Below are 22,904 nucleotides of genomic sequence, written 5' to 3' on the forward strand. Positions count from 1 at the left end.
GCCGGTCAGCCGACGAGGTTGGCCAGGGTCAGCAGCGCCAGCAGGCCCATCCACAGCACCACCGAACGCCAGACCAGGCCCACCACGCTTTGCAGGTGCCCGAGCTGGGGCGCCGCCCCAGAGGTGGAGCCCGCCGCGCCGATGGCGTCAGGGTCAGCGCCAGCGTCGAAGGTCTTGCTGCGATCGGGCGTCACCGTGGGCGCAGCAGCCCCGCCCAGGCGCAGGCCCAGCGCCCCGGCGGCTGAGGCGAGCAGAATGCCTTCGTTGGCTTGAGCCCAGAGCGCCGCATCTCGGCGCCAGCCATTGACGGCCTCCTCGAAGTTGCCGACCACGGCAAAGCCGGTGGCGGTGAGCCGCGCCGGCACGTGATCGATCCAGCCAAAGGCCTGGCGCGACACGGCCAGCAACTGGACATTGGTCGGGGCATCCAGCACCCGGCTCTTGAAGGCCCAGTAGCGGCTCGCAAATTCGGCCAGCCGGTAGACGACCGCGCCAGCGGGCCCAAGGCCCAGCGTCGAGCAGACGACAAACCAGAAAAACACGCCGAACACGTGGCGATGCGCGGCCAGCAGCGAATGCTCGATCACGTGCCGGATCAGCTCCACGCGAGGCAGTTCGCTGGCGTCCAGGTGGCGCCACTGCGCCAGGTGCTGGCGGGCGGTCTCGTCGTCGCCACGGTCCAGCGCATCGCGGATGTCCGTGAAGTGATGGCTGAACTGGCGGAACCCGAGCGTCAGGTAGAGCACCAGCACGTCCACGCCCAGGGCCAACAGCACGTGGACGTGATGCGCCAGCGCGTAGACCAGGGTGACGACAAGGCCCGGCACCAGCACCGTGATGCACCAGACCACCGCCGCATGATGCGAGGCACCGGCGTCGAAGTTGCGCCCGGTCCAGCGGATCCAGGAAATCACGGCCTCATGCACCCGGTTGCCATGCCGCAAGGGCTTGAGCTGCTCACACAGCAGGGCCAGCAAGACCGCAAAGAAATTCATGGCGGGCGATGATAGCGGCGGCCCCTGCCCCGCTTGCTCAGGCGATGAGCAGTCGGTAGAGATTGCGCAACATCGCCGCCGTCGCGCCCCAGATGAAGTACTCGCGCTCGGGGCCCTGCCAGGGCATGGAAATGAAGCGCCGCTCGATGCCGTCAAGCGTCACGGCGTGGTGCCGGTGATGGGCCGGGTTCATCAGGAAGTGCAGCGGCACCTCAAACGCCTCGGCAACCTCGGAGGCATCCAAGGTCAAGGCAAACGGCGGCCGCACCAACGCCAGCACGGGCGTGACCTGGAAAGAGGTCACCGTGGCGTAGACCGGCAACTGGCCGATGACGTCGATGTGCTCGCGGGCGAGGCCGATTTCCTCCTCGGTCTCGCGCAGGGCCGTGCCGACGGGGCCTGGGTCTTCGGGCTCAGACTTGCCGCCCGGGAAGCTGATCTGTCCGGCGTGGTCACGCAGGTGGTCGGTCCGCCGGGTCAGCAGCAGGTGCAGGCCATCGTCGCGCACCACCAGGGGCACAAGCACCGCAGCAGCGGCCGGCGTGCGGCCCGGCAGGCGGCTGCCATCGCCTGCAAACTCGGGCTGCCAGGACGGCGCCGACGCGAGCCTGGTCCGGATCGCAGGCTCCGAAAGCGCCGCGTCAGAGACGGCCGGCAGATGGGCATCGACGCCCACGACGGGCGCCTCCTGCGGTCGGAGGATCAAGGGGCGGCTCATGATGTGCCAAGCATAAAAAACAAAACCGCCCGGAGCAGAACTCGGGGCGGTTTGGCTGGTGGCGCTGAGGATCAGGCCAGCTTTTCCTTGATGCGGGCCGACTTGCCCGAACGCTCGCGGAGGTAGTACAGCTTGGCGCGGCGGACATCGCCACGGCGCTTGACTTCGATCGAGGCGATCAGCGGGCTGTAGAGCTGGAAAGTCCGCTCAACGCCTTCGCCGCTGGAGATCTTGCGGACGATGAAGCTGCTGTTGAGGCCGCGGTTGCGCTTGGCGATCACAACGCCTTCGTAGGCCTGGACGCGCTTACGGGTGCCTTCAACCACGTTGACGCTGACGATCACGGTGTCGCCAGGGGCGAAAGTCGGGATGGTCTTGTTGAGGCGAGCAATCTCTTCTTGCTCAAGGGTCTGGATCAGATCCATGGGGTGCTCCTGCAAGTCTTGGCTGGGGCTGTTGATGGAGGAAATGTCCACCAGCCAGAGGACGAAAGCCCACGAGTATAGCGACTACTTGGGTAATCCCGCAAGGAAGCGCTCGTCGGCCGGGCTGAGCTGGCCTGCCGCGCGGGCAGCCACGATCAGGTCGGGCCGACGCTGCGCGGTGAGGCGCAGCGACTGTTCACGCCGCCAGCGTGCGATTTCGGCATGGTGCCCGGACAGCAGCACCGGCGGAACCGGGCGCTCGGGGCCGGATTCGTCGGCAGGCAGCAGCTCCGGCCGGCTGAAGTGCGGGCAGTCGAGCAGGCCATCGGAGAAGCTGTCCTGCTGGTGCGATTGCGCATCACCCAGCACGCCGTCCTGCAGCCGCGCCACGGCATCCAGCAGCGCCAGGGCCGGCAGCTCGCCGCCGGACAGCACGAAGTCGCCGAGGCTGATCTCCAGCGTCACGTGCCGATCGAGCACCCGCTGATCGATGCCTTCGTAGCGGCCGCACAGCAGCACGGCACCGGGGCTTTGCGCGAGCTCACGGACCAGGGCCTGGTCCAGGACACGTCCCGTCGGGCTGAAATGGATGACCGGCGCGGCGCCGCGCTGCGCCTTCACGGCGGCCAGCGCACGTTCCAGTGGGCCGGCCAGCATCACCATGCCGGGGCCGCCGCCAAAGGGGCGGTCGTCAACGCGGCGGTAGGTGTCTTCGGCAAAGTCCCGCAGCGGCCACAGCCGCACGTCCACTTGCCGGCTCTCGAAGGCCCGGCGCGTGATGCCGACCGTCAGATGGGCGTCGAACAGCTCGGGGAAGAGCGTGATGACGTCGAAGCGCATCAGTAGTCGAGACCCCAGTCGACCTTGATCAGCCGCGCAGTCAGGTCCACCTCGTCGACGAAGGCGCCGACAAAGGGGATCAGGCGCTCCTGGTCGGGCTTCAGAGGCTCGGCAGCCCCGACGGGGGCGATGCGGAACACGCAATGCGGCCCCGTGTCGATGAGCCCGATCACCCGGCCCAGGGCAGCGCCGTCGCGGTTGACCACATCCAGGCCAATCAGGTCGACCCAGTAGTACTCGCCGTCGCCGGCCTTGGGAAACTCGCTGCGCGAGAGGTGCAACTCCCAGCCGCGCAACTGCTCGGCTGTATTGCGGTCGTCGATGCCCTCGGCCTTGGCCACGATGCCCTCGCCATGCTCGCGCACCGAGGTGATCGTGATCTGGCGCTGGCCCGGCTTGGGGCCGCTCGACCGCAGGCTCCACCGCTTGGCGTTGAAGAGCGCATCACCGTGACCGGAATAGGCCTGGACCTTGAACCAGCCCTTGACGCCCCAGGCGTCCAGGATGCGGCCGACCTCGATGGCATCCGCCGGCCAGGCATGAAAAAACGGCGCCGCAGCGCCGTCTTGTTCGGGCAAATGACTTGCCACTTCAGCTTCAGGCCGTGGCCTTCTTGGACTCACCCACCAGACGCTCGACGGTCGGCGACACCTGGGCGCCAACGCCGGTCCAGTAGGTCACGCGGTCCAGGGCCACGCGCAGCTTTTCGGCAGCGCCAGAAGCCACGGGGTTGTAGAAGCCCACGCGCTCGATGAATCGGCCGTCGCGACGCTCACGGCTGTCGGCGACGACGATGTTGTAGAACGGGCGCTTCTTGGAGCCGCTGCGGGAAAGACGAATGACGACCATGATGTTTCCTGTAAACGAATGTGGCGATCACCGCACCGGGAGACACTCAGGGCGAGCAGATCGAAAAGCGGCTTGCGGACTGAAAGCCCACTGGAGCCAAGTGTCGGCAACGTAGATACGCCAGAAACTGGCCGCTGCCGAAAACCCGGCATTATAGACTCGACTGATCTCTGCGAAAAGCCACTTGGCGCTCTCTTTCCGATGCCCCTGCCCCAATCCGCTTCACTGCTGCTGCGCCCCAGCACGCCCGATGACCTGCTCGCCATCCAGGCGATCTATGCACAAGCCGTCGAGAACGGTACCGGCACCTTTGAAACCGAGGCGCCAACCATCGAGGAGATGGCCCGCCGCCGCGACGAGGTGCTCTCGCGCGGCCTGCCCTGGTTGGTGGCTGAGCGCGGGGGTGTCGTGCTCGGCTACGCCTACGCCAACTACTTCCGGCCGCGCCTGGCCTATCGCTACTGCGTCGAAGACTCGATCTACCTGGCGCCAGCCGCGCGCGGCCAGGGCGTTGGGCGCTTGTTGCTGGCCGAGTTGATGGCCCGCTGCGAGGCGGCAGGCGCGCGCCAGATGCTCGCTGTGATCGGCGACAGCCAGAACGCAGGCTCGGTGGGCGTGCACCGCTGCCTGGGCTTTGAGCCTATCGGCACACTGCAGAACGTGGGTTGGAAGTTCGACCGCTGGCTGGACGTGGTGATGATGCAGCGCCCGCTGGGTCTGGCAGCCACCCAGGCGCCTTCGGCGTGATGGCGATGCGCAAGTCCAAGACCCTGGCGACCTGGCTGGCCCTGGTGGGTGGCGCCGTTGGGGCGCACCGCTTTTACCTGCGCGGCCTGCGGGACCCGCTGGCCTGGCTGCACCCTCTGCTGGCGCTGCCGGGCTATGTGGGTGTGCTGCGCATGCAGCAACTGGGGCAGGACGACCGCCTGGCCTGGGCGCTCATTCCCTTGCTGGGCCTCAGCCTCTGCATCGCCCTGCTGTCGGGCATCGTCTATGGGCTGACACCCGATGAGCGCTGGGACGCCCGCCACAACCCGGGGGCCGGGCCGTCCAAGCCCAGCGGCTGGGCGGCCGTTATCGGCGTGGTGGTCTGCCTGCTGGTAGGCGGCACCGCGCTGATGGCGACCATCGCCTTCAGCGCGCAGCGCTACTTCGAGAGCCAGGCTTCGTCGAGCGAGTAAGCGCGCTCAGAACAGCGCCAGGCTCAGGGCATAGCAGCCGGCTGCCACGGCGGCAGAGGCCGGGATCGTGAAGATCCACGCCCAGACGATATTGCCGGCCACGCCCCAGCGCACGCTGTTGACATTGCGCGTTGAGCCCACGCCGACGATGGCGCCGGTGATGGTGTGCGTGGTGGACACGGGCACGCCCAGGATGCTGGCCAGGAAGAGCGTCATCGCGCCACCGGTTTCGGCGCAAAAGCCGCCTACCGGCTTGAGCTTGGTGATGCGCTGACCCATGGTCTTGACGATGCGCCAGCCGCCAAACATGGTCCCGAGGCCAATGGCGGCATAGCAGCTGACGATGGCCCAGATCGGCGGCGACTTGTCGGCCGTGGAGGCGTAGCCCGTGGCGATCAACAGCATCCAGATGATGCCGATGGTCTTTTGCGCGTCATTGCCGCCGTGACCCAGGCTGTAGGCCCCGGCACTCACCAGTTGCAGGCGCCGGAACCACTTGTCCACGCGCAGCGGACGCTGCCCCCGGAAGATCCAGGCCACGATCACCATCATCAGCGAGCCCAGCACGAAGCCGAGCAGCGGTGACACGACGATGAAGGTGACGGTCTTCAAGATGCCGCCCGCGATCAGCGAGCCCGTGCCGGCCTTGGCCACCACGGCGCCCACGATGCCGCCCATCAAGGCGTGGGACGAGCTGCTGGGGATGCCGTACCACCAGGTGACGACGTTCCAGACGATGGCCCCGCACAGCGCGCCGAAGACGACGTGGGTATCGACCACGCCGGGCTGCACAAAGCCCTTGCCCACGGTGGCCGCTACGCTGAAGTTGAAGACGAAGATGGCGACGAAGTTGAAGAAGGCCGCGAACAGCACGGCCTGCTGCGGCTTGAGCACGCCGGTGGACACGACGGTGGCGATGGAGTTCGCAGCGTCGTGGAAGCCGTTCATGAAGTCGAACAGCAGGGCCAAGCCCACCAGGACCGCGATGACCCAGAAGGCGATTTCGGGAGTAGCCATCGAGCGCGAGCGATCAGGAGTTCTCGAGGACGATGCCCTCGATGAGGTTGGCCACGTCCTCGCAGCGGTCCGAGATCAGTTCCAGTTGCTCGTAGATCACCTTGAGCTTGATCAGCTCCCGCACCTCGACGCGCTCGTCGCGGAACAGGTTGGACATGGCTGAGCGCATGATGCGGTCGGCGTCAGACTCCAGCTTGTCGATCTCGCGGCAGGTCTTGATGGCGGCCTCGACGGTGTCGGGCTTGCTCAGGCGCGGCAGCAGGGTCACGGCGTGCTGCACGCGTTCGCAGCAGCGCACGCTGACCTGGCCCAGACGCAGCACGTCTTCGGGGATGGCGCGCACGTCGTAGAGCGACATGGTCTCCGACGAGTCCTGCAGCAGGTCCAGGATGTCGTCCATGGCGTTGATCAGCCCGTGGATCTGCTCGCGATCGATGGGCGTGATGAAGGTCAGGTGCAGCAGCCGGTTGACCTCGGCGGTCACGCGGTCAGCTGCATGTTCGGCATGGTCAACCTCGTCGGCGTATTTCTGGCGCAGCAGCGGGTCGGCATAGTTTTCGATCATCTGCATGAAGGCGCGAGCGCCCTCCGCGATGTGCGTGCCGTGCTGGTTGAACAGGTCGAAGAAGTTGCCCTCTTTGGGCAGGAGCTTGCCGAAAAGCATGGGCGTCCTTGGAAACTCGAATTCAGGAAGCCCGGGAGTGTAGCTAGGAGGCTGTCGGGCTTTGGGCCGGGGGCGCGTTGGGCCTGCAAGGGGGCTCAGCCAAGGCGCAAAGCACAGCTGGGCTCGATGCCCAGCGCGCATTTGCAACGCCGGATCAGCCCCCTTGCAGGCCCAACCCGAAGGGCCGGGGCGATTTGCGGGGCCATGCGTCGTTGTCGACTCGTTGTTGGGGCCGATCCAACGCCTCGCCGACGCCTAGCCTGGCCCCGCAACTCGCCCCGGCGCGCCCCCGGCCCAAAGCCCGACAGCCTCCTGGCAGATTTTCATGACCGGAAGATGAAGTACACCGCCCCCATCAAGCACAGGCCCGCCCACACGTAGTCCCACTTGAAGGGCTGGCCCATGTAGTAGATGCTGAAGGGCACGAACACGGCCAGGGTGATGACCTCCTGGCTGATCTTGAGCTGGGCGAGGCTGTAGCCGCCGGCGTAGCCGATGCGATTGGCCGGCACCTGGAGCATGTACTCGGCCAGCGCAATGCCCCAGCTCACCAAGGCGGCCACCCACCAGGGTTTGGCCGACAGGTCACGCAGGTGGGCGTACCAGGCGAAGGTCATGAAGACGTTGGACAGGGCCAGCAGTCCAAAGGTCTGGAGCGACACGGGCAAGGCACTCATGGTCATCAACGAAGGCTACAGGTTGAGGGGGCCAAATGGCACGCACGCCTGGGCCTGCCAGCCCGAAGCGTCATCGGCCAGGGTTCGCAAAGTCGGGTCCAGCTCCAGCAAGGGGCGCAGCACAAAGGCGCGTTCGCCCAGGCGCGGGTGCGGCAGGGTCAGCCGATCGGTGCGCAGGTGCTGCTGACCGTAGAGCAGCAGGTCCAGGTCCAGGGTGCGCGGGGCGTTCAGGTAGGGGCGCTGGCGGCCGTGCTGCTGCTCGATGGCCTGCAGCGCATCAAGCAAGGCCTCGGGGGGCAGCGTGGTTGCGAGGCGTGCCACGGCGTTGAGGAAGTCGGGGCCTGTCGCCTGCACGGGTGCCGAACGCCAGGCGCTCGACACCGCCACCAGGCGCGTGGCAGGCAAGGCGGCCAGCGCTTGCAGGGCAGACTGCAGCGTGGCCGTCAGGTCGTCACCCAGGTTGGCCCCAAGGCCGACGTAGGCGCACTGCGTGTTCACTCGGCGGCGGGGGCGGCGCCACCAGCGCCATCAGGCTTGCGCGGGCGACGGCGACGGCGGCGCTTCTTGGGCGCGTCACCGGCACCCTCCGGGCGGTCCGCGCTGGGCTCATCGGCTTCAGCATCGGCGCTGGGGATGCCACGCGGGTCTGCCTTGATGGCACGCGGCCGCTGCTGCTGCGAGGCGCGCACTTCGGCCAGCAGGGCCTGGCGGTCGTCGTCGCTGCCCAGGGCAAAGTCTTCCCACCAGTCCGCCAGGGCGGCGTCGGCTTCGCCGGCATCGGCGCGCAGGCGCAGGAAGTCAAAGGCGGCCCGGTAGCGTGGCTGTTCGATCAAGCTCAAGGGCCCGGAGCCCGTGCGGCGCTCGAACCGGCCCTGCATCATCCAGATCTCGCGCATATCCGTGGCCAGCTTGCCACGGCCGGAGATGTCGCCGATGCGGGCATCGAAGACCGCGTCGATGGCCTGGGCCATCGCGGGTGCGGGCGGCTCGCCGTCGTTGCGCAATTGGCTCCAGCGCGCCTGTACTTCGTGCCACAGCATGCAGGCCAGCATGAAGCTGGGCGACACACCGAGGCCCTCTTGGACGCGGCGATCCGTGTCCTGGAGGGCGAGGCGCACGAAGGCGCCGCGAGAGCCATCAGGCAGACTGCCATCGGGTGTCAGCACCGCATCCAGCACCGGGAAGACACCGCGCGCCAATCCCAAGCGCTTGAGCGACGCAAGGCTGGCCAGTGCGTGGCCGGTCTGCAGCAGCTTGACCATCTCGTCGAAGAGCCGCGAGGCCGGCACATCGGCCAGCAGGCGCGACGAGGCGCGCACTGGGGCCGCCGTCTTGGCCTCCAGCTCAAAGCCCAGCTTGGCCGCAAAGCGCGCAGCGCGAATGATGCGCACGGGGTCTTCGCGGTAGCGGGTCTCGGGGTCGCCAATCATGCGCAGCACCCTGGCTCGCGCGTCGGCCAGGCCGCCGTGGTAGTCCACCACCATCTGGCGGGCGGGCTCGTAGTACATGGCATTGACGGTGAAGTCGCGCCGCGCGGCGTCTTCGATCTGTGGGCCCCAGACGTTGTCACGCAGCACGCGGCCACTGGCGTCCACCGCGTGGGATTTGCCTTCCAGTTCGCGCTTGGACGTCTTCTCGTTGCCTTCCACGGCATCGGACTCGGTCATCAGGGCACGGAAGGTCGAGACCTCGATCACCTCGTGCTCGCGCCCCCGGCCAAACACCACGTGGACGATGCGAAAGCGCCGGCCAATGATGAAGGCCCGGCGGAACAGACCCTTGACCTGCTCGGGCGTGGCATTGGTGGCCACATCGAAGTCCTTGGGCACCATGCCCAGCAGCAGGTCGCGCACGGCGCCGCCCACCACATAGGCCTCGAAGCCGGCGTCCGTCAGCGTCTTGACGACCTTGACCGCGCGGTCGTCCAGCAGGCTGGGGTTGATGCCGTGCTGGTCGGCCCCCACCTCGACGCGCTTGCCAAGCGGAGAGGCCGGTGCGCGTGCGGGCTTGCCGAGCAGCTTGTCGATGAACTTCTTGATCATGGGAAAAGTTGCAGGATGGGCCAGGCCCGTTCGCGGGCCACTGCAGCCAGGGACTCGCCCGGATTGGTGGCCACGGGGTGCGTGGCGCGCTCCATCAGGGGCAGGTCATTGATCGAGTCGCTGTAGACAGTGATGCGCTCGAAGTCCTGCCATTGTGCCCCGCGTTGCGCCAGCCACTCGCCCACGCGGACGACCTTGCCCTCTTGAAGGCAGGGCACGCCGTCCATCTGCCCGGTGTAGCGGCCGGCGGCGTCGCGCGCCAGGCGGGTGGCGATCAGGTGCTCCACGCCCAAGGCTGCGGCGATGGGGGCGGTGACAAAGTCATTGGTGGCCGTCACGATGGCGACCAGATCACCCGCCGCCTGGTGCTGCGCGATCAGCGCGCGTGCGGGCGGCAGCAGCTGCGGCCCCAAGCGCTCGTCCATGAAGCGCTGGCGCACGGCCAGGGCCTCTTCCAATGGGCGATGCCGCCAGGCGGAGGTGGCGAAGTCGATGTACGCGACCTGGTCGAGCCGGCCGGCCAGGTATTGCTCGTAGAACTCGTCGTTGCGGCGCTTCCACTCACCGCCATCGGCCCAGCCGATCTCGATCAGGTAGTCGCCAAAGCTGTGGTCGGAGTCGATCGGCAGCAAGGTGCCGTCCAGGTCGAAGAGGGTCAGGTTCATGCGGTGGGGTCGGTGGGCGGGCTGTCGGGGTCGGCCAGCATCTGTTTGAGCAGGGGCAGCGTCAGGCCGCGCTTGTGGCTGAGGGCGAAGGTGTCGAGCCGGACCAACAACTGCATCAGGCCGCCGAGCTGGCGGTCAAAGCGGGTGAGCAGGTAGTCCAGCAGATCGTCACCCAGCAGCAGGCCGCGGCGGTCGGCCTCGCGCCGCAGGACGGCCCGGGTTTCGGCTTCGCCCAGATGGACCAGCGCGTAGCTGGGCCCCCAGCCGAGACGGGTGCGCAGGTCCTCGCGCACGGGCAGGTCCACGGCCGGTCGGTCGGCGCTGGCGACGATGGCGACCCCCTGGCCGGCAGTCTCGACGAAGAGCGTGAAGGCCGCGTGTTGACGCGGCTCATCGAAGGCCTGGCAGTCATCAAAGAGCAGCAGGCTCGCCTGCGGCGGCCAAGCCCAGGGCAGCGGTGTCGTGGGGTCGTACCAGGCCACCTGCTCGCCAGCGTCCATCCAGCGGCGGGCCAGGGCGCGCAGCAAATGGCTCTTGCCGACACCGGCTGCCCCCCACAGCAGCACCGGCGCAGAACCCGGGCGCAGGCCGGCCAGCTCCGCCAGGGCGGCGTGGTTGGCCGCGTGGGTGCCGGGGAGGTAGCTCTCGAAACTGAAGTCGGGCGGCGCCTGGATGGCGAGCGGCAACTGCTTCAACTGCGACCTCGGTACAGACTGCTTGCCAGGTAGGCTGCATGCAGCCGGCGGCCAGCCACCACGCCCACCGCACTGAGTGGCAGCGCGACCAGCACGCCCACAAAGCCGAGCAGATGCCCAAAGGCCAGCAGCGCAAAGATCACCATCAGCGGGGAGAGGCCGATGCGCTCGCCCACCAGGCGCGGCGTGAGCACAAAGCTCTCCAGCAACTGGCCCAGCCCGAACACCACAGCCACAGCCACCACGCCATAGAGCGATTGGAACTGCAGCAACCCGGCCAGCAAGGCCAGCACCAGGCCCAGGCCAAAGCCCACGTAGGGCACGAACACAGCCAGGCCCGTGAACACGCCGATGGGCAAGGCAAGATCAAAGCCCGCCAGCCCCAACCCGGCGCTGTAGTACAGGGCCAGTGCGCCCATCACCAACAACTGCCCGCGCAGGTAGCTGCCGAGCATGATGTCGCACTCGGTCAGGAAGCTCCAGACGCGATCCCGCGCGCCGGGGGGTACCAGGCGCCCTGCCCGCTCCATCAGCTGAGGCCAGTCGAGCAGCAGATAAAACAGCACCACCGGCAGCAGCACGGCATTGCCCACCAGCGCCAGCAGGAAGCTGCCGCCCACGCGGGCGGACTCGAAGGCCGCAGCACCCCAGTCCTCCAGGTTGGCATTGAGGTACTTGAGCACAAAGGCCTTGACGCTGGCGATGTCGAGGCTGACCTGCGCGCCGTGCTGGGCCAGCCAGGGCGCCAGGCTGTCATTCAGGGCCTTGGCCAGGCCGGGGATCTGCTCGCGCAGCGCGGGCAACTCTTTGTTGAGGATGGGCAGCACCAGCAGCAGCACGGCCAGCAGCGCGATCAAGGCCGCGGTCTCGACCAGGCCAACCGCCACCATGCGTGGCACGCGGCGCCGGGCCAGCCAGTCGACGCTGGGCGACAGCGCATAGGCCAGCACCCCGGCAGCGATGAAGGGCGACAACACGGGCGCCAGCGCCCAAAGGACGAACACCGCCATGGCGGCAACGCCGAGCCAGGCGAGCAGGAGACGCTGAGGGTGGGTCAACATGCGCGCGGATTGTGGGGGATTCAGCGGCGGCGCGGCGGGTGCCGGCGGCCCAGCGCCTTCAAGCGCTCGCGCAGTTGCGGGGCATCAACCGCCTCGGCCTGCCGGCGCAGATAGGCATCCAGATCGTCAGCGGCCGCTTCCCACTGCCCCAGGGCTTCCAGGGCCAGCCCCCGGTCACGCAGCTCGCCCGCATCGTCTGGCAACAGGATGACGAGGCGCCGCTGCACGGCCAGGAAGCGGGGCCAGTCCTCGGCGCTGCGGTAGATCTCCTTCAGGTTGCGCAGCAGGCGCGCCAGGATGTGGCGCCGGGGCGTGCCGCGCAGGAAGAACTCCAGCGGCAGTTCCAGGTCATCCGGCAGGCCGCTGCCCCGGCGGTAGACCTGCAGACGCTCCTCCAGGCGGCTCTGCGACAGCGCCTCGCCCGAGAACGGGTCCATCACCACATCGCCCAGGCCGACGCGGAACTTGACCAGGAAGTGCCCTGGAAAGGCCACACCCGCCGCACGCAGACCGGCCTGCTCGGCCAGCTCCAGCAGCAGGATGGCGAGCGAGATGGGCAGGCCCCGACGGGTTTCCAGCACATGGTGGATGAAGCTGTTCACCGGGGCGTAGTAGTCGTTGACATTGCCCTGAAAGCCCAGCTCGACGTGGAAGAACTGGCTCAGCGCGGCAAGCCGCTGCGGCGGCGTGGCCTCGCGCGGCAGGCGCGCACGCAGTCGCTGGCCCAGTCGGTCCACCTCGGCCAGCACGCCCTGGACGTCGAGGTCCGGGACTTCGTCCTGCGCCACGCTGACCGCCGCTTCAAGCAGCGGCAGCCGCGCGTCCTCGTGGACGAGGTTGGCAAAGTAGTCCAGCGGTGAGAACGAGGGCAACCGCATCAGACGGGGCGCCCGAGCGCGCGCAGGTTCATGCCGGTCAGCAGCAAGGTGGCGAAGTAGACAACCGCACTGGCGCCCAGGCAGGCCGCCATCGTCAGCGCACGCTGCCATTGGTGAGCCCCCAGGCCGATCCAATCCACCCAGGTCGCGAGCCAGAACTGCAGCGCCCCCATCGCCAGGCAGGCGGCGGCCACTCGCAGCGTCAAGGCGCCCCAGCCCGCTTCAGGCACATAGCTGCCGAGCCGCTTGAGGCCGCGCAGCAGCCAAGCCGCGTTGATCAGCGCGCCCAGGCCGATGGACAGGGCCAGGCCCGCCACGCCGATGAAGGGCACCAAGACCGCGTTCATGGCCTGCGTCAGCACGAGCACCGCGACGGCCGTACGTGCCGGGGTACCGGTGTCCTGCCGCGCATAGAAGCCCGGGGCTAGCACCTTCACGGCGATCAAACCCATCAGTCCCACGCCCCAGCCCTGCACCGACAGCGAGGTCTGCACCACGTCATGGGCGGTGAAGGCATGGCGGTGATACAGCACGGCCACCAGCGGCTCGGCAAACACGATCAAGGCCACGGCGCAAGGCAAGGCAAACACCATCACCATGCGCAAGCCCCAGTCCAGCAGCTTGCTGTAGCGCACCGTGTCCCCGCTCGATTGAGACGCCGACAACTGCGGCGTCAGCACGGCACTCAGGGCCACACCCAGCAGGCCGATGGGGAATTCCATCAGCCGGTCGGCATAGTTGAGCCAGGAGGTGGCGCCCTCGGCGAGGTGGCTGGAGATCTGGGTATTGATCATCAGCGACACCTGAGACACCCCCACCCCCAGCAGCGCCGGCGCCATGCCGGTCAAGGTGCGCTTCACACCCGGGTGCCCTGCTGCCGCCTTGATGGCACTCGGACGCATGGAAATGCGCGGCATCGCGCCAACCGCCCGCAGGGCCGGCCACTGCACCAGCAGCTGCAGCACGCCCCCCAGCATCACGCCAACGGCCAAGGCATACACGCCGGGGTACCCGGCCTTCACAAAACTGGCTTGCAAGCCCCAGCCGGTGGCGATGACGCTGAGGTTCAGCAGCACCGGCGTCACGGCCGGCACCATGAAGCGCTTCCAGGTGTTGAGGATGCCGGCCGCCAGCGCCACGCCCGACATGCACAGGATGTAGGGGAACATCCAGCGCGTCATCACGATGGCGGCGTCCATGCTGCTGCCCGAGAGGCCCGAGGCCAGCAGCCACACCAGCAGCGGTGCGCCCAGCACGCCCAGCACCGAGGTTGCCAGCAAGGCCCAAAGCAGCACGGTGGCCACGGCGTCGATCAGCCGCAGCGCAGCCTCTTCGCCCTCCTGCGCCTTGACGCCCGCGATGATCGGCACGAAAGCCTGGGAGAACGCGCCCTCGGCAAACAGGCGCCGCAGAAAATTCGGGATGCGAAATGCCACCAGGAAGGCGTCAGTCATCGCCGTGGCACCAAACAGGCTGGCCACCATGGTTTCCCGCACGAGGCCGGTGACCCGCGACAACAAGGTGAGCACCGAAATCGTCGAGGCCGCGCGCAACACATTCATGCGCGGCATTATCTCGACGTGCCAGCGGGTACCCGGCGCCACTGCCGATACTGGCCGGCTGCTTGGCAGGTCCTTGGTTGACGGGTTATACTCGCGGTCTTTGCACCTATTGGGTTAATTCGCAATGGCCACCAGTTCCAAAGCCAAGAAAAAAACCGTTCGCCTGGCATCGGGTCGCAAGCGCGCTCGCCAGGACGTCAAGCTGAACGCCGCCAACACGGCACTGCGTTCCAAGTTCCGCACGGTCGTCAAGAACGTGCAAAAGGCCGTGGTCGCGGGCGACAAGTCCAAGGCTGCCGAGCTGTTCAAGACCGCTCAAGCCGTGATCGACTCGGTCGCGGACAAGGGCATCTTCCACAAGAACAAGGCTGCTCGTCACAAGAGCCGCCTGTCGGCCAAGATCAAGGCGCTCGCCGCCTGATAAAAACCCCCCAGGTGCAAAGTGAAAAGGCCCGCGTCAGCGGGCCTTTTTGCTGGGCGCTCGGGATTGCAGCGTCAGCCAAAACCAGAGTCCAGCCCATGGCGCTGGCGCTCGGCCAGCCAATCGGTGATGGCGCCCGCCACCCACTCGGGGTCATCCAGCGGCAGGTCGTGCCCAGCCTGGGTGTGCAGGCGCAGCGGCGCCCCCCATGCCCGGCTCATCGCCTGGGAGCAGCGCCAGTCCACCAAGGTGTCACCCTTGCTGCACAGCAGCAGGATGGGTGCGCCAGGTCGCGTGCGACTGGCTCGGTAGCGCCAGGCCGCATACAGCTGCCGGAAGCTGTTGCGCACGCCCAGCGGCCGCTCGCGCGCGAGCGCGACCCAGTGGTCCAGCACCGCCTCGCGTTCCACCAGTCGCGTCGTCAGGCGCAGCACACGGGCCTCGCGCGGGCGGGCGCTGAAACGGCTCAGGCTCAGCAGCATCAGCGTCACGTAGCTCATCGGCCGCACCATGCGGAACCGCTCGCTGAAAGGGCGCACGCTGGCATTGATCAAAACGCCGCCCGCGACTTCGTCAGGGTGGTGGGCGATCCAGTCGGTGGCCACCATGGCGCCGAGCGACATGCCGACCAGGTAGACGGGCCCTCGCACGCCGGCAGCGGCCAGTTGCGCGCGGCATTCATCGACGATGGCACTGACGCGTGTCGGGCTGGTGTCGCCGCGCCGCTCGCCCATGCCGGGCAGGTCGAGCATGCGCAACCCGGAGCCGGGCTGGGTACTTTGCAAAAAGCTGCCAAGAGTTTGCGGGAAACGCCCCCAATGGCCGCTCTCGCGCGACATGCCGCGCAGCAGGACCCACGTGGGTTGCCCTGGCAAGGCCCCCCATGACGCCGTCCCTCTGGTCGATTTGTTCCTCGCTGCGGCGTGCTGCTGCAGTGTCATTGACAGACCACCCTCATTCCTTGACCCGAGCTTAGAAGGAACGGCTGGCGATGCCCATCCGGGCTCGGCCTAGCTCGTAGAGCTGCCCGGTTCGGGCAACAGACAAGCCTCGACCACCTGCAGATGGTTGTCGCTTGCAAAGTTCATGACGAAATCCCACGCCATGGGTTCCACCGACTTCAACGCCTCGCTGACGATGACGCACTTGACGCCATTGACCACACGGGGAACGCAGAGCGGCGAGTAGCCGATGTGGGCCCCAGGCCGAGTCGGCACGCCGCCAGGGCGGAAGCTCGACATGGCGCCGGCCAGGCGTTCCGCCCAATCGCTGGGGCGGAAAGTCTTGCCCTCCAGGGTGACCCCCTGGATGAAGACTTCGCGCGGCTTTTTCGGGGTTTCCATCAATTTGCAAACTGCGGTTCCAACTATTTTGCCTTGGATGTGCTGCGCCGCAGCAAAGTTGCGGAGCGAACCCTAGAATCGCGGCCCCATCATCCTTTCCTTTTCAAGGAGACCTCGTTGAATCCTGCGTCGCCGTCGTCAGAACCTCACGTCATGCCGGTTTTCGGTCGCTTGCCCGTTGCGCTGTCGCACGGCCAAGGCTGCTGGGTGTGGGACGTGGAGGGTCGACGATATCTGGACGCGCTCGCGGGGATTGCCGTCAACACGCTGGGGCACAACCACCCCAAACTGGTGCCGGCCTTGCAGGACCAGGCCGCCAAGCTCATCCACTCGAGCAACTACTACTACGTGCCGCTGCAGGAGCAACTGGCGGCCCTGCTGTGCGAGGCCTCGGGCCTGAGCAATGTCTTCTTCTGCAACAGCGGGCTGGAGGCCAATGAGGCCGCGCTCAAGATCGCCCGCAAGTTTGGGCACGACAAGGGCATCGACGAGCCTGCGGTGATCGTCTTCGAGGGCGCCTTCCATGGCCGCTCCATCGCCACGCTGTCGGCCACCGCCAATCGCAAGATCCAGGCGGGTTTTGGTCCGCTGGTGCCTGGCTTCGTGCGCGTGGCCCTCAATGACCTGGCGGCCGTCCAGGCTGCGCTGGACGCCAACCCGTCCGTGTCGGCCATCTTCCTGGAAACCATCCAGGGCGAAGGCGGCATCAACCCGGCCCGCATCGAGTTCCTGCAAGGCCTGCGCCGCCTGTGCGACGAGCGCAATCTGCTGCTGATGCTGGACGAGGTGCAATGCGGCCTGGGGCGCACCGGCAAGTGGTTTGCCCACCAGTGGGCCGGCATCCAGCCCGACGTGATGCCCCTGGCCAAAGGCCTGGGTTCTGGCGTCCCCATCGGCGCCGTCGTTTGCGGCCCGCGCGCGGCTGGCGTGCTGACGGCAGGTAGCCACGGCAGCACCTTTGGCGGCAATCCTCTGGCGATGCGAGCCGGCGTCGAAACGCTGACGGTGATGACCGCCGATGGCCTGCTGGGCAACGCCGCCGCCCGTGGCGCGCAGTTGCGTACGGCGCTGGAAGCTGGCCTGGCTGGCGTGGCCGGTGTCGTTGAAATCCGCGGCCAGGGGCTGATGCTTGGCATCGAACTCGACCGCCCCTGCGGCGTGCTGCTGTCACGGGCGCTGGGTGCCGGCCTGCTGCTGAGCGTCACCGCCGACCGCGTGGTGCGCCTGCTGCCGCCTTTGATCATCAGTGCGGACGAGATCGACGAAGTCGTGCGTCGCCTGCAGCCCCTGATCAAGGACTTCCTCGCGGAACCGAGGGCATGAAGCCCGGGATGAGCCTGATGCGCCACTATCTCCAGTTCAAGGACCTGCGCGCCGAGGAGTACGCCTACCTGTTCGACCGAGCCGCCAGCATCAAGCGGCGCTTCAAGAACTACGAGCGTTACCAGCCGCTGCAGGACCGCACCCTGGCCATGATCTTCGAGAAGGCCAGCACGCGCACGCGGGTGAGCTTCGAGGCGGGCATGTACCAGATGGGCGGCTCGGTCGTGCACCTCACCACGGGCGACAGCCAACTGGGCCGCGCCGAGCCCATCGAGGATTCGGCCCGCGTCATCAGCCGCATGGTGGACCTGGTGATGATCCGCACCTACGAGCAAAGCAAGATCGAGCGCTTTGCCGCCCACTCGCGCGTGCCGGTCATCAATGGCCTGACCAACGAGTACCACCCCTGCCAGATCCTGGCCGACCTCTTCACCTTCCTTGAAGCCCGGGGCATGGACCGGCGCGGCGCCATTGACCTGGACGCCCTCAAGGGCCGCGTGGTGGCCTGGGTGGGTGACGGCAACAACATGGCCAACACATGGCTGCAGGCGGCCGAGATCCTGGGCTTCACGGTGCATGTCAGCACGCCCAGTGGCTACGAGATCGACCCGGCCGTCGCGGGCGTCAAGGATGCCGGCTGCTACCGTGTCTTCCAGGACCCGCATGAGGCCTGCGCTGGCGCCGACCTCGTCACGACCGACGTCTGGACCAGCATGGGCTACGAGGCCGAGAACGAAGCCCGCAAGGCAGCGTTCGCCAACTGGTGCGTCGATAGCGCCATGATGGCCCGCGCCAAACCGGACGCCCTGTTCATGCACTGCCTGCCTGCCCATCGCGGCGAGGAAGTGACCGCCGAGGTCATCGACGGCCCGCAGTCCGCGGTCTGGGACGAGGCGGAGAACCGGATGCACGTGCAAAAGGCGCTCATGGAGTACCTGCTGCTCGGCCGGATCGGCTAGTTCAACGCATCGGCCCGACATCAGCCCGACGTCAGCCGGCCCTGGCATGCTGGATCAATGACCTGGGCCCTGATCACTGACCTTCACGCCAACCGCCAGGCCCTTGAGGCCGTGCTCGCGCATGCGCGCCAGCAGGGGGTCGAGCGATTCGCGCTGCTGGGCGACTTCGTCGGCTACGGGGCCGACCCCGCCTGGGTGGTGGAACAAGTCCAGGCCTTGCAGGCGCAAGGCGCAGTTGCCGTGCAGGGCAACCACGATGCGGCCGTTGCGGCCGGCGCGCGTCCCGGCATGCACGCCGATGCCCGCGCCGTGGTGGAGTGGACGCGCCAGCAGCTTGGGGCCCCATCATTGCAATGGCTGGCGGAGCTGCCCCTGCGCGTGCGCGAGGACGCAGGCCTCTTCACCCATGCCAATGCCTACGACCCGGGCGGCTGGGACTATGTGATGGGCCGCTCCGAGGCCATGCGCAGCCTGCAGGCCGCGCGCAATGCCCAGGCCCGCGTCAACGTCTGCGGCCACATGCACGAGCCCATGCTCTACCACCTGTCGGGCGTGGGCAAGGCCGGTGACTTCCGGCCGCAAGCCGGCGTGCGCGTGCCCCTGCCCTGCCACCGGCAGTGGCTGATCATTCCCGGCTCCTGCGGCCAGCCGCGCGACGGTAACCCGGCCGCCTGCTACGCCGTCTGGCACCCCGGCGATGGCGTCACCGAAGACGGCTGGATCCGCTTCGAGCGCGTGCCCTATGACGTCGAGGCTGCCGCCGATGCCCTGCGCCAGACCACCCTGCCCGGCCCCTTGGCCGAGCGCCTGGCGCGCCGCCTGATCGCGGGAGAGTGAGATGACGACCGCCGACGCCAGCATGGCATCCCAGCCCCTGCAGCCCGGCCAGGTCCTGGACGGCTTCCGGCTTGATGAGCGCATCCACCAAGGTGGCATGGCCAACCTCTGGCGCGTCTGCCGCGTGGACCCACAGCCCGGTGACACCCTGCCGCTGATCATGAAGGTGCCGCGCATCAAGGGCGGCGAGGACCCGGCCACCATCGTGGGCTTCGAGGTCGAGCAGATGCTGATGCCCCAGCTCAGCGGGCCGCATGTGCCGCGCTTCGTCGCGCGGGGCGACTGGACGCGCCAGGCCTACATCGTGATGGAGCACATCCCCGGCGAGAGCCTGCGGCCGCGCCTTGATGATGCCCCCCTGCCGCCCGAGGAAGTGGCCGACATCGGCGCCCGCGTGGCCACCGCGCTGGCCGACCTGCACCGCCAGCATGTGGTGCACCTGGACATCAAGCCCAGCAACATCGTCTTCAGGCCCGACGGCACCGCCGTGCTGGTGGACTTTGGCCTGTCGCGCCACGAGCAGCTGCCCGACTTGCTGGAGGAGGAGTTCAGCCTGCCCATGGGCACGGGGCCCTATATGTCGCCCGAGCAGGTGCAGTTCGTCCGCAACGACCCACGCAGCGATTTGTTTGCGCTCGGCGTCATGCTCTACCACCTCGCCACCGGCGAGCGGCCCTATGGCCAGCCCAGCTCGGTGCGTGGCCTGCGGCGGCGCCTGTGGGTGGACCCGGTGCCGCCGCGCGCCATCGACCCGAGCATCCCGCCCTGGCTGCAGGAAATCATCCTGCACTGCCTGGAGGTCAAGCCCGAGCGCCGCTACCAAAGCGCCGCCCAGCTGGCGCTGGACCTGCGCGAACCTGCCGGCGTGGTGCTGACGGCCCGCGCCGAGCGCGTGCAGGTCAGCAGCCTGTCGCGCCGGTTGCGGCGCTGGTTCTTTGCGATGGGGGCGGAGGCCCAGTCCAGCTACCAGCCGGGCGAGCAATTGGCCCAGAGCCCCATCATCATGGCGGCGGTGGACATCGAACACGCCACCCAAGGTCTGCTCAACCAGTTGCGCGACACCGTGCGCCGCATCGTCCAGACCGAGACCGGCGCCCGCCTGGCCTGCGTGAGTGTGATGAAGACCAACCGCATCGGCGTGGATGAGCTGACCGACAAGGCCGGCAACAGCCTGCACGTCAAGCAGCTGATCGGCCTCAAGCATTGGGCGCGGCCCATCAGCAAGGCCTTGAACCTGGAAGATGGCCGGCTGACCTTCCATGTGCTGGAAGCCCCGGACCCGGCGGCGGCCATCATCGACTTTGCGACCCGCAATGGGGCCGACCACATCGTCATGGGTGCGCGCGCCTCGTCGGCGTTGCGGCGCTATCTGGGCAGCGTGTCGGCCCAGGTGGTGGCCGAGTCACCGTGCACGGTGACGGTGGTGCGCGAGACCGAACGCGCAGCCTCGAAAGATCAGTAGTGGTCGAAGTTCTGCGCCGTGCGGCGGCGCTGCGGCGCGATCTGCGTGTTGACGACCAGGGCGTTGCCCGTCGCCGCCACCTGCGCTGACACCGCGGCACCTTCCACCAACTGGTCGGCGTGCCAGACACGCACCCGCACCGGCCCTTCGGGCAGGCCCTGCACCACCGCCTTGCCCTCGCTGTTCGTGAGCTTGGCCCATGGTGAATCAGCCACGTAGACATGCCCGCGCATCGAGCCATGGATGTGGCAGCCCAGCAGGTAGGCGCCCGGTTGCGGCAAGGCCCGGGTCTCGCTGGCGGTGCGCACGCCCGTGCGGCCGGCCAGGCGCATCTGGGTGTTCTGCCCCGGGTCCAGGTAGACGCCACCAGCGCCCATCAGGCCCAGGATGATGTGGTGGTCCCAGCCGTCACGGTTGCTGAAGGTGATCCTGGCCCCCGGCGACACCACGGTCACGGCGGGCACGAACTTCAGGTACTCCTGCGTGATGCTGGCCTCCAGCACCGGCGCCGGCCGCGTGCCCTGCACGCTGCTGTCCACCAGCACCACGGCCTCTGGCAGCGGCTTGCCGTTGCGGTCGAGCACGCTGACATTGAGGTCGGCCGCCCCAGCAAGCGGGGCGATGGCCAGGAGGCAGGCAGTCAGGGCAAGGCGCATGGTCGTCAGGCGTGAGGGAAGACGCCGGAGTGTCTCACTCGCGTGGCGGCGGCCTCAATACACTCGCGCCGCATGAACGTCCCCAATCCCTGCCTCAGTTGCGGCGCATGCTGCGCCAGCTTCAGGGTCGATTTCGACGCCAGCGAACTGCAGAGTCAGGGTGGCTGCGTGCCTGACGGGCTGACGGTGCCTGTGACCAGCCACATCGTGCGCATGCGTGGCACCGACCATGCGTCCCCGCGCTGCGCAGCCTTGGTGGGCCGTGTGGGCGAGGCCGCCAGTTGCGGGATCCACGAGTGGCGCCCTGCGCCCTGCCGAGAGTTCGGCCTGCGGGCGCCGATGGGGCTGGGCGACGAGGCCTGTGACCGCGCTCGTGCCCGCATCGGGCTCAAGCCCCTGACGCTGGCCTGATCAGCGCTGGCGAAGGTGGGCGTCCAGCCGGCGCTGGGTGTCGGTGTCGCTTTCCTGGCCAAGCTCGGTGTTCCGCTTCAGCCAGGCCAGTTTCGCGGCGTAGAGCCGGCGGTCTTTCTGGGTGGCGCTGTTTTCCATCGCCTGTGCGATGTGCTCGCGCGTGGCCGTCGGGTCGCCCAGGCCCCAGTTGGCCAGGCCCAGCCAGAAGTGGAACTCGGCCACATAGGCAGCGCGGGCCAGTTCGCGTTCAAAGCGGTTCTTGGCCGTCTTGTAGTCGCCCACGCGCATGGCGGCCACGCCCTCGTCGAAGTACTTGTAGGGCGGCACCGGCTGGATCAATGAGAGCTGATGCGTGACCCGGTCGGCCTCGGCCTTACGGCCAGCGTCGTTCAGCACCAGGGCCAGGTTGGACAGCGCCTGGACGTTCTCGTGCTCGCGGTCGAGCACAAAGCGCAGCGCAGCCTCGGCCGGGGCCCCCATGCCCTTGCGGCGGTACAGCACGGCCAGCGTGTTGAACGAAGCCATCCAGCGCGGGTCGGACTTGATGGCCGCACGGGACCACCAGTAGGCTTCATCCAGGTCGTTGGTCGCAAGCGATTCAGCCGCCCGGTTGTTGGCATACATCGCCAGCAGGGTCCGCTCGTCAATGGCAGTCGCCCGCTGGCGGCGGGTTTCTTCGATCGGCACGAAGTCCAGGGTCACCATCTCTGGCTCGTGGTACACCGTGTCTCCGTTGGGGTTCACCGGGCGCCCCAGCGTGATGTTGACGTGCCCCGTCACGAAGAAGAGCCCGTTGTTGCGCGTCCAGGTCTCGTCCAGGTAGACGCTGTTGTAGCGCACCGGCAGGTTCAGATGGCGCGCAAAGGCGGCGGTCATCAACACCAGCGACAAGCAGTTGCCGGTGCGAGCCTCATAGGCCTCGCCTGCCGTGCGGGTGCGTGCGGAGTCGTAATCCAGCTTGAGGCCCGAACGGGTGTTCATCGCTGAGATCAGCCCCCCGCGCGCGCCGTGCATGCGCACTTCGGCCGCCAGTGGCCCAGCGGCAAAGCGCGCCATCTCATCGCTCATCACCATGGCCTGGCGCACGTCGACCGGCTTGCTGGGCGCCGCAAAGGCGGTATCCACCAGCAATCGGTCCGCCTGCGGCGACGTGGGTTCAGGGCTGGCGCAAGCCGTGAGCAGCAGCGTCAGGACGAGCAAGCAGGTGGTTGGCGTACGCATGA

Annotated in this window: 28 protein-coding genes; 8 read left to right on the forward strand and 20 right to left on the reverse strand. The window is 67.8% G+C overall.

Annotated elements, in window-relative coordinates; translation table 11 throughout:
* Positions 1-5: 5 nt before the first annotated feature.
* The 6 genes from ABDJ85_RS19740 to rpsP all read right to left on the reverse strand — a co-directional run bounded on the left by ABDJ85_RS19740 (position 6) and on the right by rpsP (position 3,827).
* Complete coding sequence (locus ABDJ85_RS19740) at positions 6-995, reverse strand: CobD/CbiB family protein (RefSeq protein ID WP_347706528.1); 990 nt, start codon at positions 993-995, stop codon at positions 6-8.
* Between the two features lie 37 nt (positions 996-1,032).
* A complete protein-coding gene (locus ABDJ85_RS19745) occupies positions 1,033-1,713 on the reverse strand; it encodes a CoA pyrophosphatase (RefSeq protein ID WP_347706529.1) in 681 nt (226 codons plus the stop codon).
* 71 nt (positions 1,714-1,784) lie between these two features.
* A complete protein-coding gene (gene rplS / locus ABDJ85_RS19750; RefSeq protein ID WP_347706530.1) occupies positions 1,785-2,138 on the reverse strand; it encodes a 50S ribosomal protein L19 in 354 nt (117 codons plus the stop codon).
* Positions 2,139-2,222: 84 nt separating this feature from the next.
* The gene (gene trmD / locus ABDJ85_RS19755; protein WP_347706531.1) at positions 2,223-2,978 is read right to left on the reverse strand and encodes a tRNA (guanosine(37)-N1)-methyltransferase TrmD; all 756 of its coding nucleotides are present in this window, start codon (positions 2,976-2,978) and stop codon (positions 2,223-2,225) included.
* On the reverse strand, positions 2,978-3,568 hold the full coding sequence (gene rimM / locus ABDJ85_RS19760) for a ribosome maturation factor RimM (RefSeq protein WP_430765574.1): 591 nt from the start codon (positions 3,566-3,568) through the stop codon (positions 2,978-2,980). The genes trmD and rimM overlap by 1 nt, the downstream gene beginning before the upstream one ends.
* A 7-nt stretch (positions 3,569-3,575) precedes the next feature.
* Positions 3,576-3,827, reverse strand: a complete 252-nt coding sequence (rpsP, locus tag ABDJ85_RS19765) for a 30S ribosomal protein S16 (RefSeq protein ID WP_347706533.1) — start codon at positions 3,825-3,827, stop codon at positions 3,576-3,578.
* A 201-nt stretch (positions 3,828-4,028) separates the two neighbouring features.
* Here rpsP and ABDJ85_RS19770 point away from each other — a divergent pair, with 201 nt between their 5' ends.
* Together ABDJ85_RS19770 and ABDJ85_RS19775 are read left to right on the forward strand one after the other, a co-directional pair.
* On the forward strand, positions 4,029-4,574 hold the full coding sequence (locus ABDJ85_RS19770; protein WP_347706534.1) for a GNAT family N-acetyltransferase: 546 nt from the start codon (positions 4,029-4,031) through the stop codon (positions 4,572-4,574).
* 5 nt (positions 4,575-4,579) lie between these two features.
* A complete protein-coding gene (locus tag ABDJ85_RS19775) occupies positions 4,580-5,008 on the forward strand; it encodes an NINE protein (protein ID WP_347706535.1) in 429 nt (142 codons plus the stop codon).
* 6 nt (positions 5,009-5,014) lie between these two features.
* Here the strand turns inward: ABDJ85_RS19775 and ABDJ85_RS19780 are convergent, their stop codons facing one another.
* The 10 genes from ABDJ85_RS19780 to murJ all read right to left on the reverse strand — a co-directional run bounded on the left by ABDJ85_RS19780 (position 5,015) and on the right by murJ (position 14,269).
* Positions 5,015-6,025, reverse strand: a complete 1,011-nt coding sequence (locus ABDJ85_RS19780) for an inorganic phosphate transporter (protein WP_347706536.1) — start codon at positions 6,023-6,025, stop codon at positions 5,015-5,017.
* A gap of 13 nt (positions 6,026-6,038) precedes the next feature.
* Positions 6,039-6,689, reverse strand: coding sequence for a DUF47 domain-containing protein (locus ABDJ85_RS19785; RefSeq protein ID WP_347706537.1), 651 nt, complete (start codon positions 6,687-6,689; stop codon positions 6,039-6,041).
* 323 nt (positions 6,690-7,012) lie between these two features.
* A complete protein-coding gene (locus tag ABDJ85_RS19790; protein ID WP_347706538.1) occupies positions 7,013-7,366 on the reverse strand; it encodes a DMT family protein in 354 nt (117 codons plus the stop codon).
* A 15-nt stretch (positions 7,367-7,381) separates the two neighbouring features.
* Positions 7,382-7,864 carry a 2-amino-4-hydroxy-6-hydroxymethyldihydropteridine diphosphokinase gene (gene folK, locus ABDJ85_RS19795; protein WP_347706539.1) on the reverse strand — a complete coding sequence of 161 codons (483 nt, stop codon included), beginning with the start codon at positions 7,862-7,864 and terminating at the stop codon, positions 7,382-7,384.
* Positions 7,861-9,408 carry a polynucleotide adenylyltransferase PcnB gene (pcnB, locus tag ABDJ85_RS19800; protein WP_347706540.1) on the reverse strand — a complete coding sequence of 516 codons (1,548 nt, stop codon included), beginning with the start codon at positions 9,406-9,408 and terminating at the stop codon, positions 7,861-7,863. Before pcnB ends, folK begins: the two co-directional genes overlap by 4 nt.
* Positions 9,405-10,073: a histidinol-phosphatase gene (locus ABDJ85_RS19805; RefSeq protein ID WP_347706541.1), complete on the reverse strand. Its 669-nt coding sequence runs from the start codon at positions 10,071-10,073 to the stop codon at positions 9,405-9,407. Before ABDJ85_RS19805 ends, pcnB begins: the two co-directional genes overlap by 4 nt.
* A complete protein-coding gene (locus ABDJ85_RS19810) occupies positions 10,070-10,768 on the reverse strand; it encodes an HdaA/DnaA family protein (RefSeq protein ID WP_347706542.1) in 699 nt (232 codons plus the stop codon). The genes ABDJ85_RS19805 and ABDJ85_RS19810 overlap by 4 nt, the downstream gene beginning before the upstream one ends.
* Complete coding sequence (locus ABDJ85_RS19815; RefSeq protein ID WP_347706543.1) at positions 10,765-11,829, reverse strand: AI-2E family transporter; 1,065 nt, start codon at positions 11,827-11,829, stop codon at positions 10,765-10,767. The genes ABDJ85_RS19810 and ABDJ85_RS19815 overlap by 4 nt, the downstream gene beginning before the upstream one ends.
* Before the next feature lie 20 nt (positions 11,830-11,849).
* On the reverse strand, positions 11,850-12,707 hold the full coding sequence (locus ABDJ85_RS19820) for a SirB1 family protein (RefSeq protein WP_347706544.1): 858 nt from the start codon (positions 12,705-12,707) through the stop codon (positions 11,850-11,852).
* On the reverse strand, positions 12,707-14,269 hold the full coding sequence (murJ, locus tag ABDJ85_RS19825; protein WP_347706545.1) for a murein biosynthesis integral membrane protein MurJ: 1,563 nt from the start codon (positions 14,267-14,269) through the stop codon (positions 12,707-12,709). Before murJ ends, ABDJ85_RS19820 begins: the two co-directional genes overlap by 1 nt.
* A gap of 124 nt (positions 14,270-14,393) precedes the next feature.
* On the opposite strand from murJ, the gene rpsT reads away from it, so the two are divergent.
* Entirely contained in the window at positions 14,394-14,690 is a 297-nt protein-coding gene (rpsT, locus tag ABDJ85_RS19830) for a 30S ribosomal protein S20 (RefSeq protein WP_347706546.1), read from the forward strand.
* A gap of 74 nt (positions 14,691-14,764) precedes the next feature.
* Here rpsT and ABDJ85_RS19835 read toward each other — a convergent pair whose 3' ends face one another.
* Positions 14,765-15,565, reverse strand: a complete 801-nt coding sequence (locus ABDJ85_RS19835; RefSeq protein WP_347706547.1) for an alpha/beta fold hydrolase — start codon at positions 15,563-15,565, stop codon at positions 14,765-14,767.
* 135 nt (positions 15,566-15,700) lie between these two features.
* Entirely contained in the window at positions 15,701-16,033 is a 333-nt protein-coding gene (locus ABDJ85_RS19840) for a DUF3579 domain-containing protein (protein WP_347706548.1), read from the reverse strand.
* Positions 16,034-16,150: 117 nt separating this feature from the next.
* Between ABDJ85_RS19840 and ABDJ85_RS19845 the strand changes: the two genes are divergently transcribed.
* Genes ABDJ85_RS19845 through ABDJ85_RS19860 form a run of 4 tightly spaced genes read left to right on the forward strand, consistent with a single transcriptional unit; the run spans position 16,151 to position 20,614 of the window.
* A complete protein-coding gene (locus ABDJ85_RS19845; protein WP_430765575.1) occupies positions 16,151-17,356 on the forward strand; it encodes an aspartate aminotransferase family protein in 1,206 nt (401 codons plus the stop codon).
* Entirely contained in the window at positions 17,353-18,315 is a 963-nt protein-coding gene (argF, locus tag ABDJ85_RS19850) for an ornithine carbamoyltransferase (protein WP_347706550.1), read from the forward strand. The genes ABDJ85_RS19845 and argF overlap by 4 nt, the downstream gene beginning before the upstream one ends.
* Positions 18,316-18,372: 57 nt before the next feature.
* On the forward strand, positions 18,373-19,152 hold the full coding sequence (locus tag ABDJ85_RS19855) for a metallophosphoesterase family protein (protein ID WP_347706551.1): 780 nt from the start codon (positions 18,373-18,375) through the stop codon (positions 19,150-19,152).
* A gap of 1 nt (position 19,153) precedes the next feature.
* Positions 19,154-20,614, forward strand: a complete 1,461-nt coding sequence (locus ABDJ85_RS19860) for a protein kinase domain-containing protein (protein ID WP_347706552.1) — start codon at positions 19,154-19,156, stop codon at positions 20,612-20,614.
* Here ABDJ85_RS19860 and ABDJ85_RS19865 read toward each other — a convergent pair.
* Positions 20,608-21,270, reverse strand: a complete 663-nt coding sequence (locus ABDJ85_RS19865) for a cupredoxin domain-containing protein (protein ID WP_347706553.1) — start codon at positions 21,268-21,270, stop codon at positions 20,608-20,610. The genes ABDJ85_RS19860 and ABDJ85_RS19865 overlap by 7 nt on opposite strands.
* A 72-nt stretch (positions 21,271-21,342) precedes the next feature.
* On the opposite strand from ABDJ85_RS19865, the gene ABDJ85_RS19870 reads away from it, so the two are divergent.
* On the forward strand, positions 21,343-21,681 hold the full coding sequence (locus ABDJ85_RS19870; protein WP_347706554.1) for a YkgJ family cysteine cluster protein: 339 nt from the start codon (positions 21,343-21,345) through the stop codon (positions 21,679-21,681).
* Here ABDJ85_RS19870 and ABDJ85_RS19875 read toward each other — a convergent pair whose 3' ends face one another.
* Positions 21,682-22,902 carry a tetratricopeptide repeat protein gene (locus tag ABDJ85_RS19875; RefSeq protein WP_347706555.1) on the reverse strand — a complete coding sequence of 407 codons (1,221 nt, stop codon included), beginning with the start codon at positions 22,900-22,902 and terminating at the stop codon, positions 21,682-21,684.
* Positions 22,903-22,904 lie beyond the last annotated feature (2 nt).

The organism is Roseateles paludis (assembly GCF_039872745.1).
GTDB classification, from domain to species: domain Bacteria; phylum Pseudomonadota; class Gammaproteobacteria; order Burkholderiales; family Burkholderiaceae_C; genus Pelomonas; species Pelomonas paludis.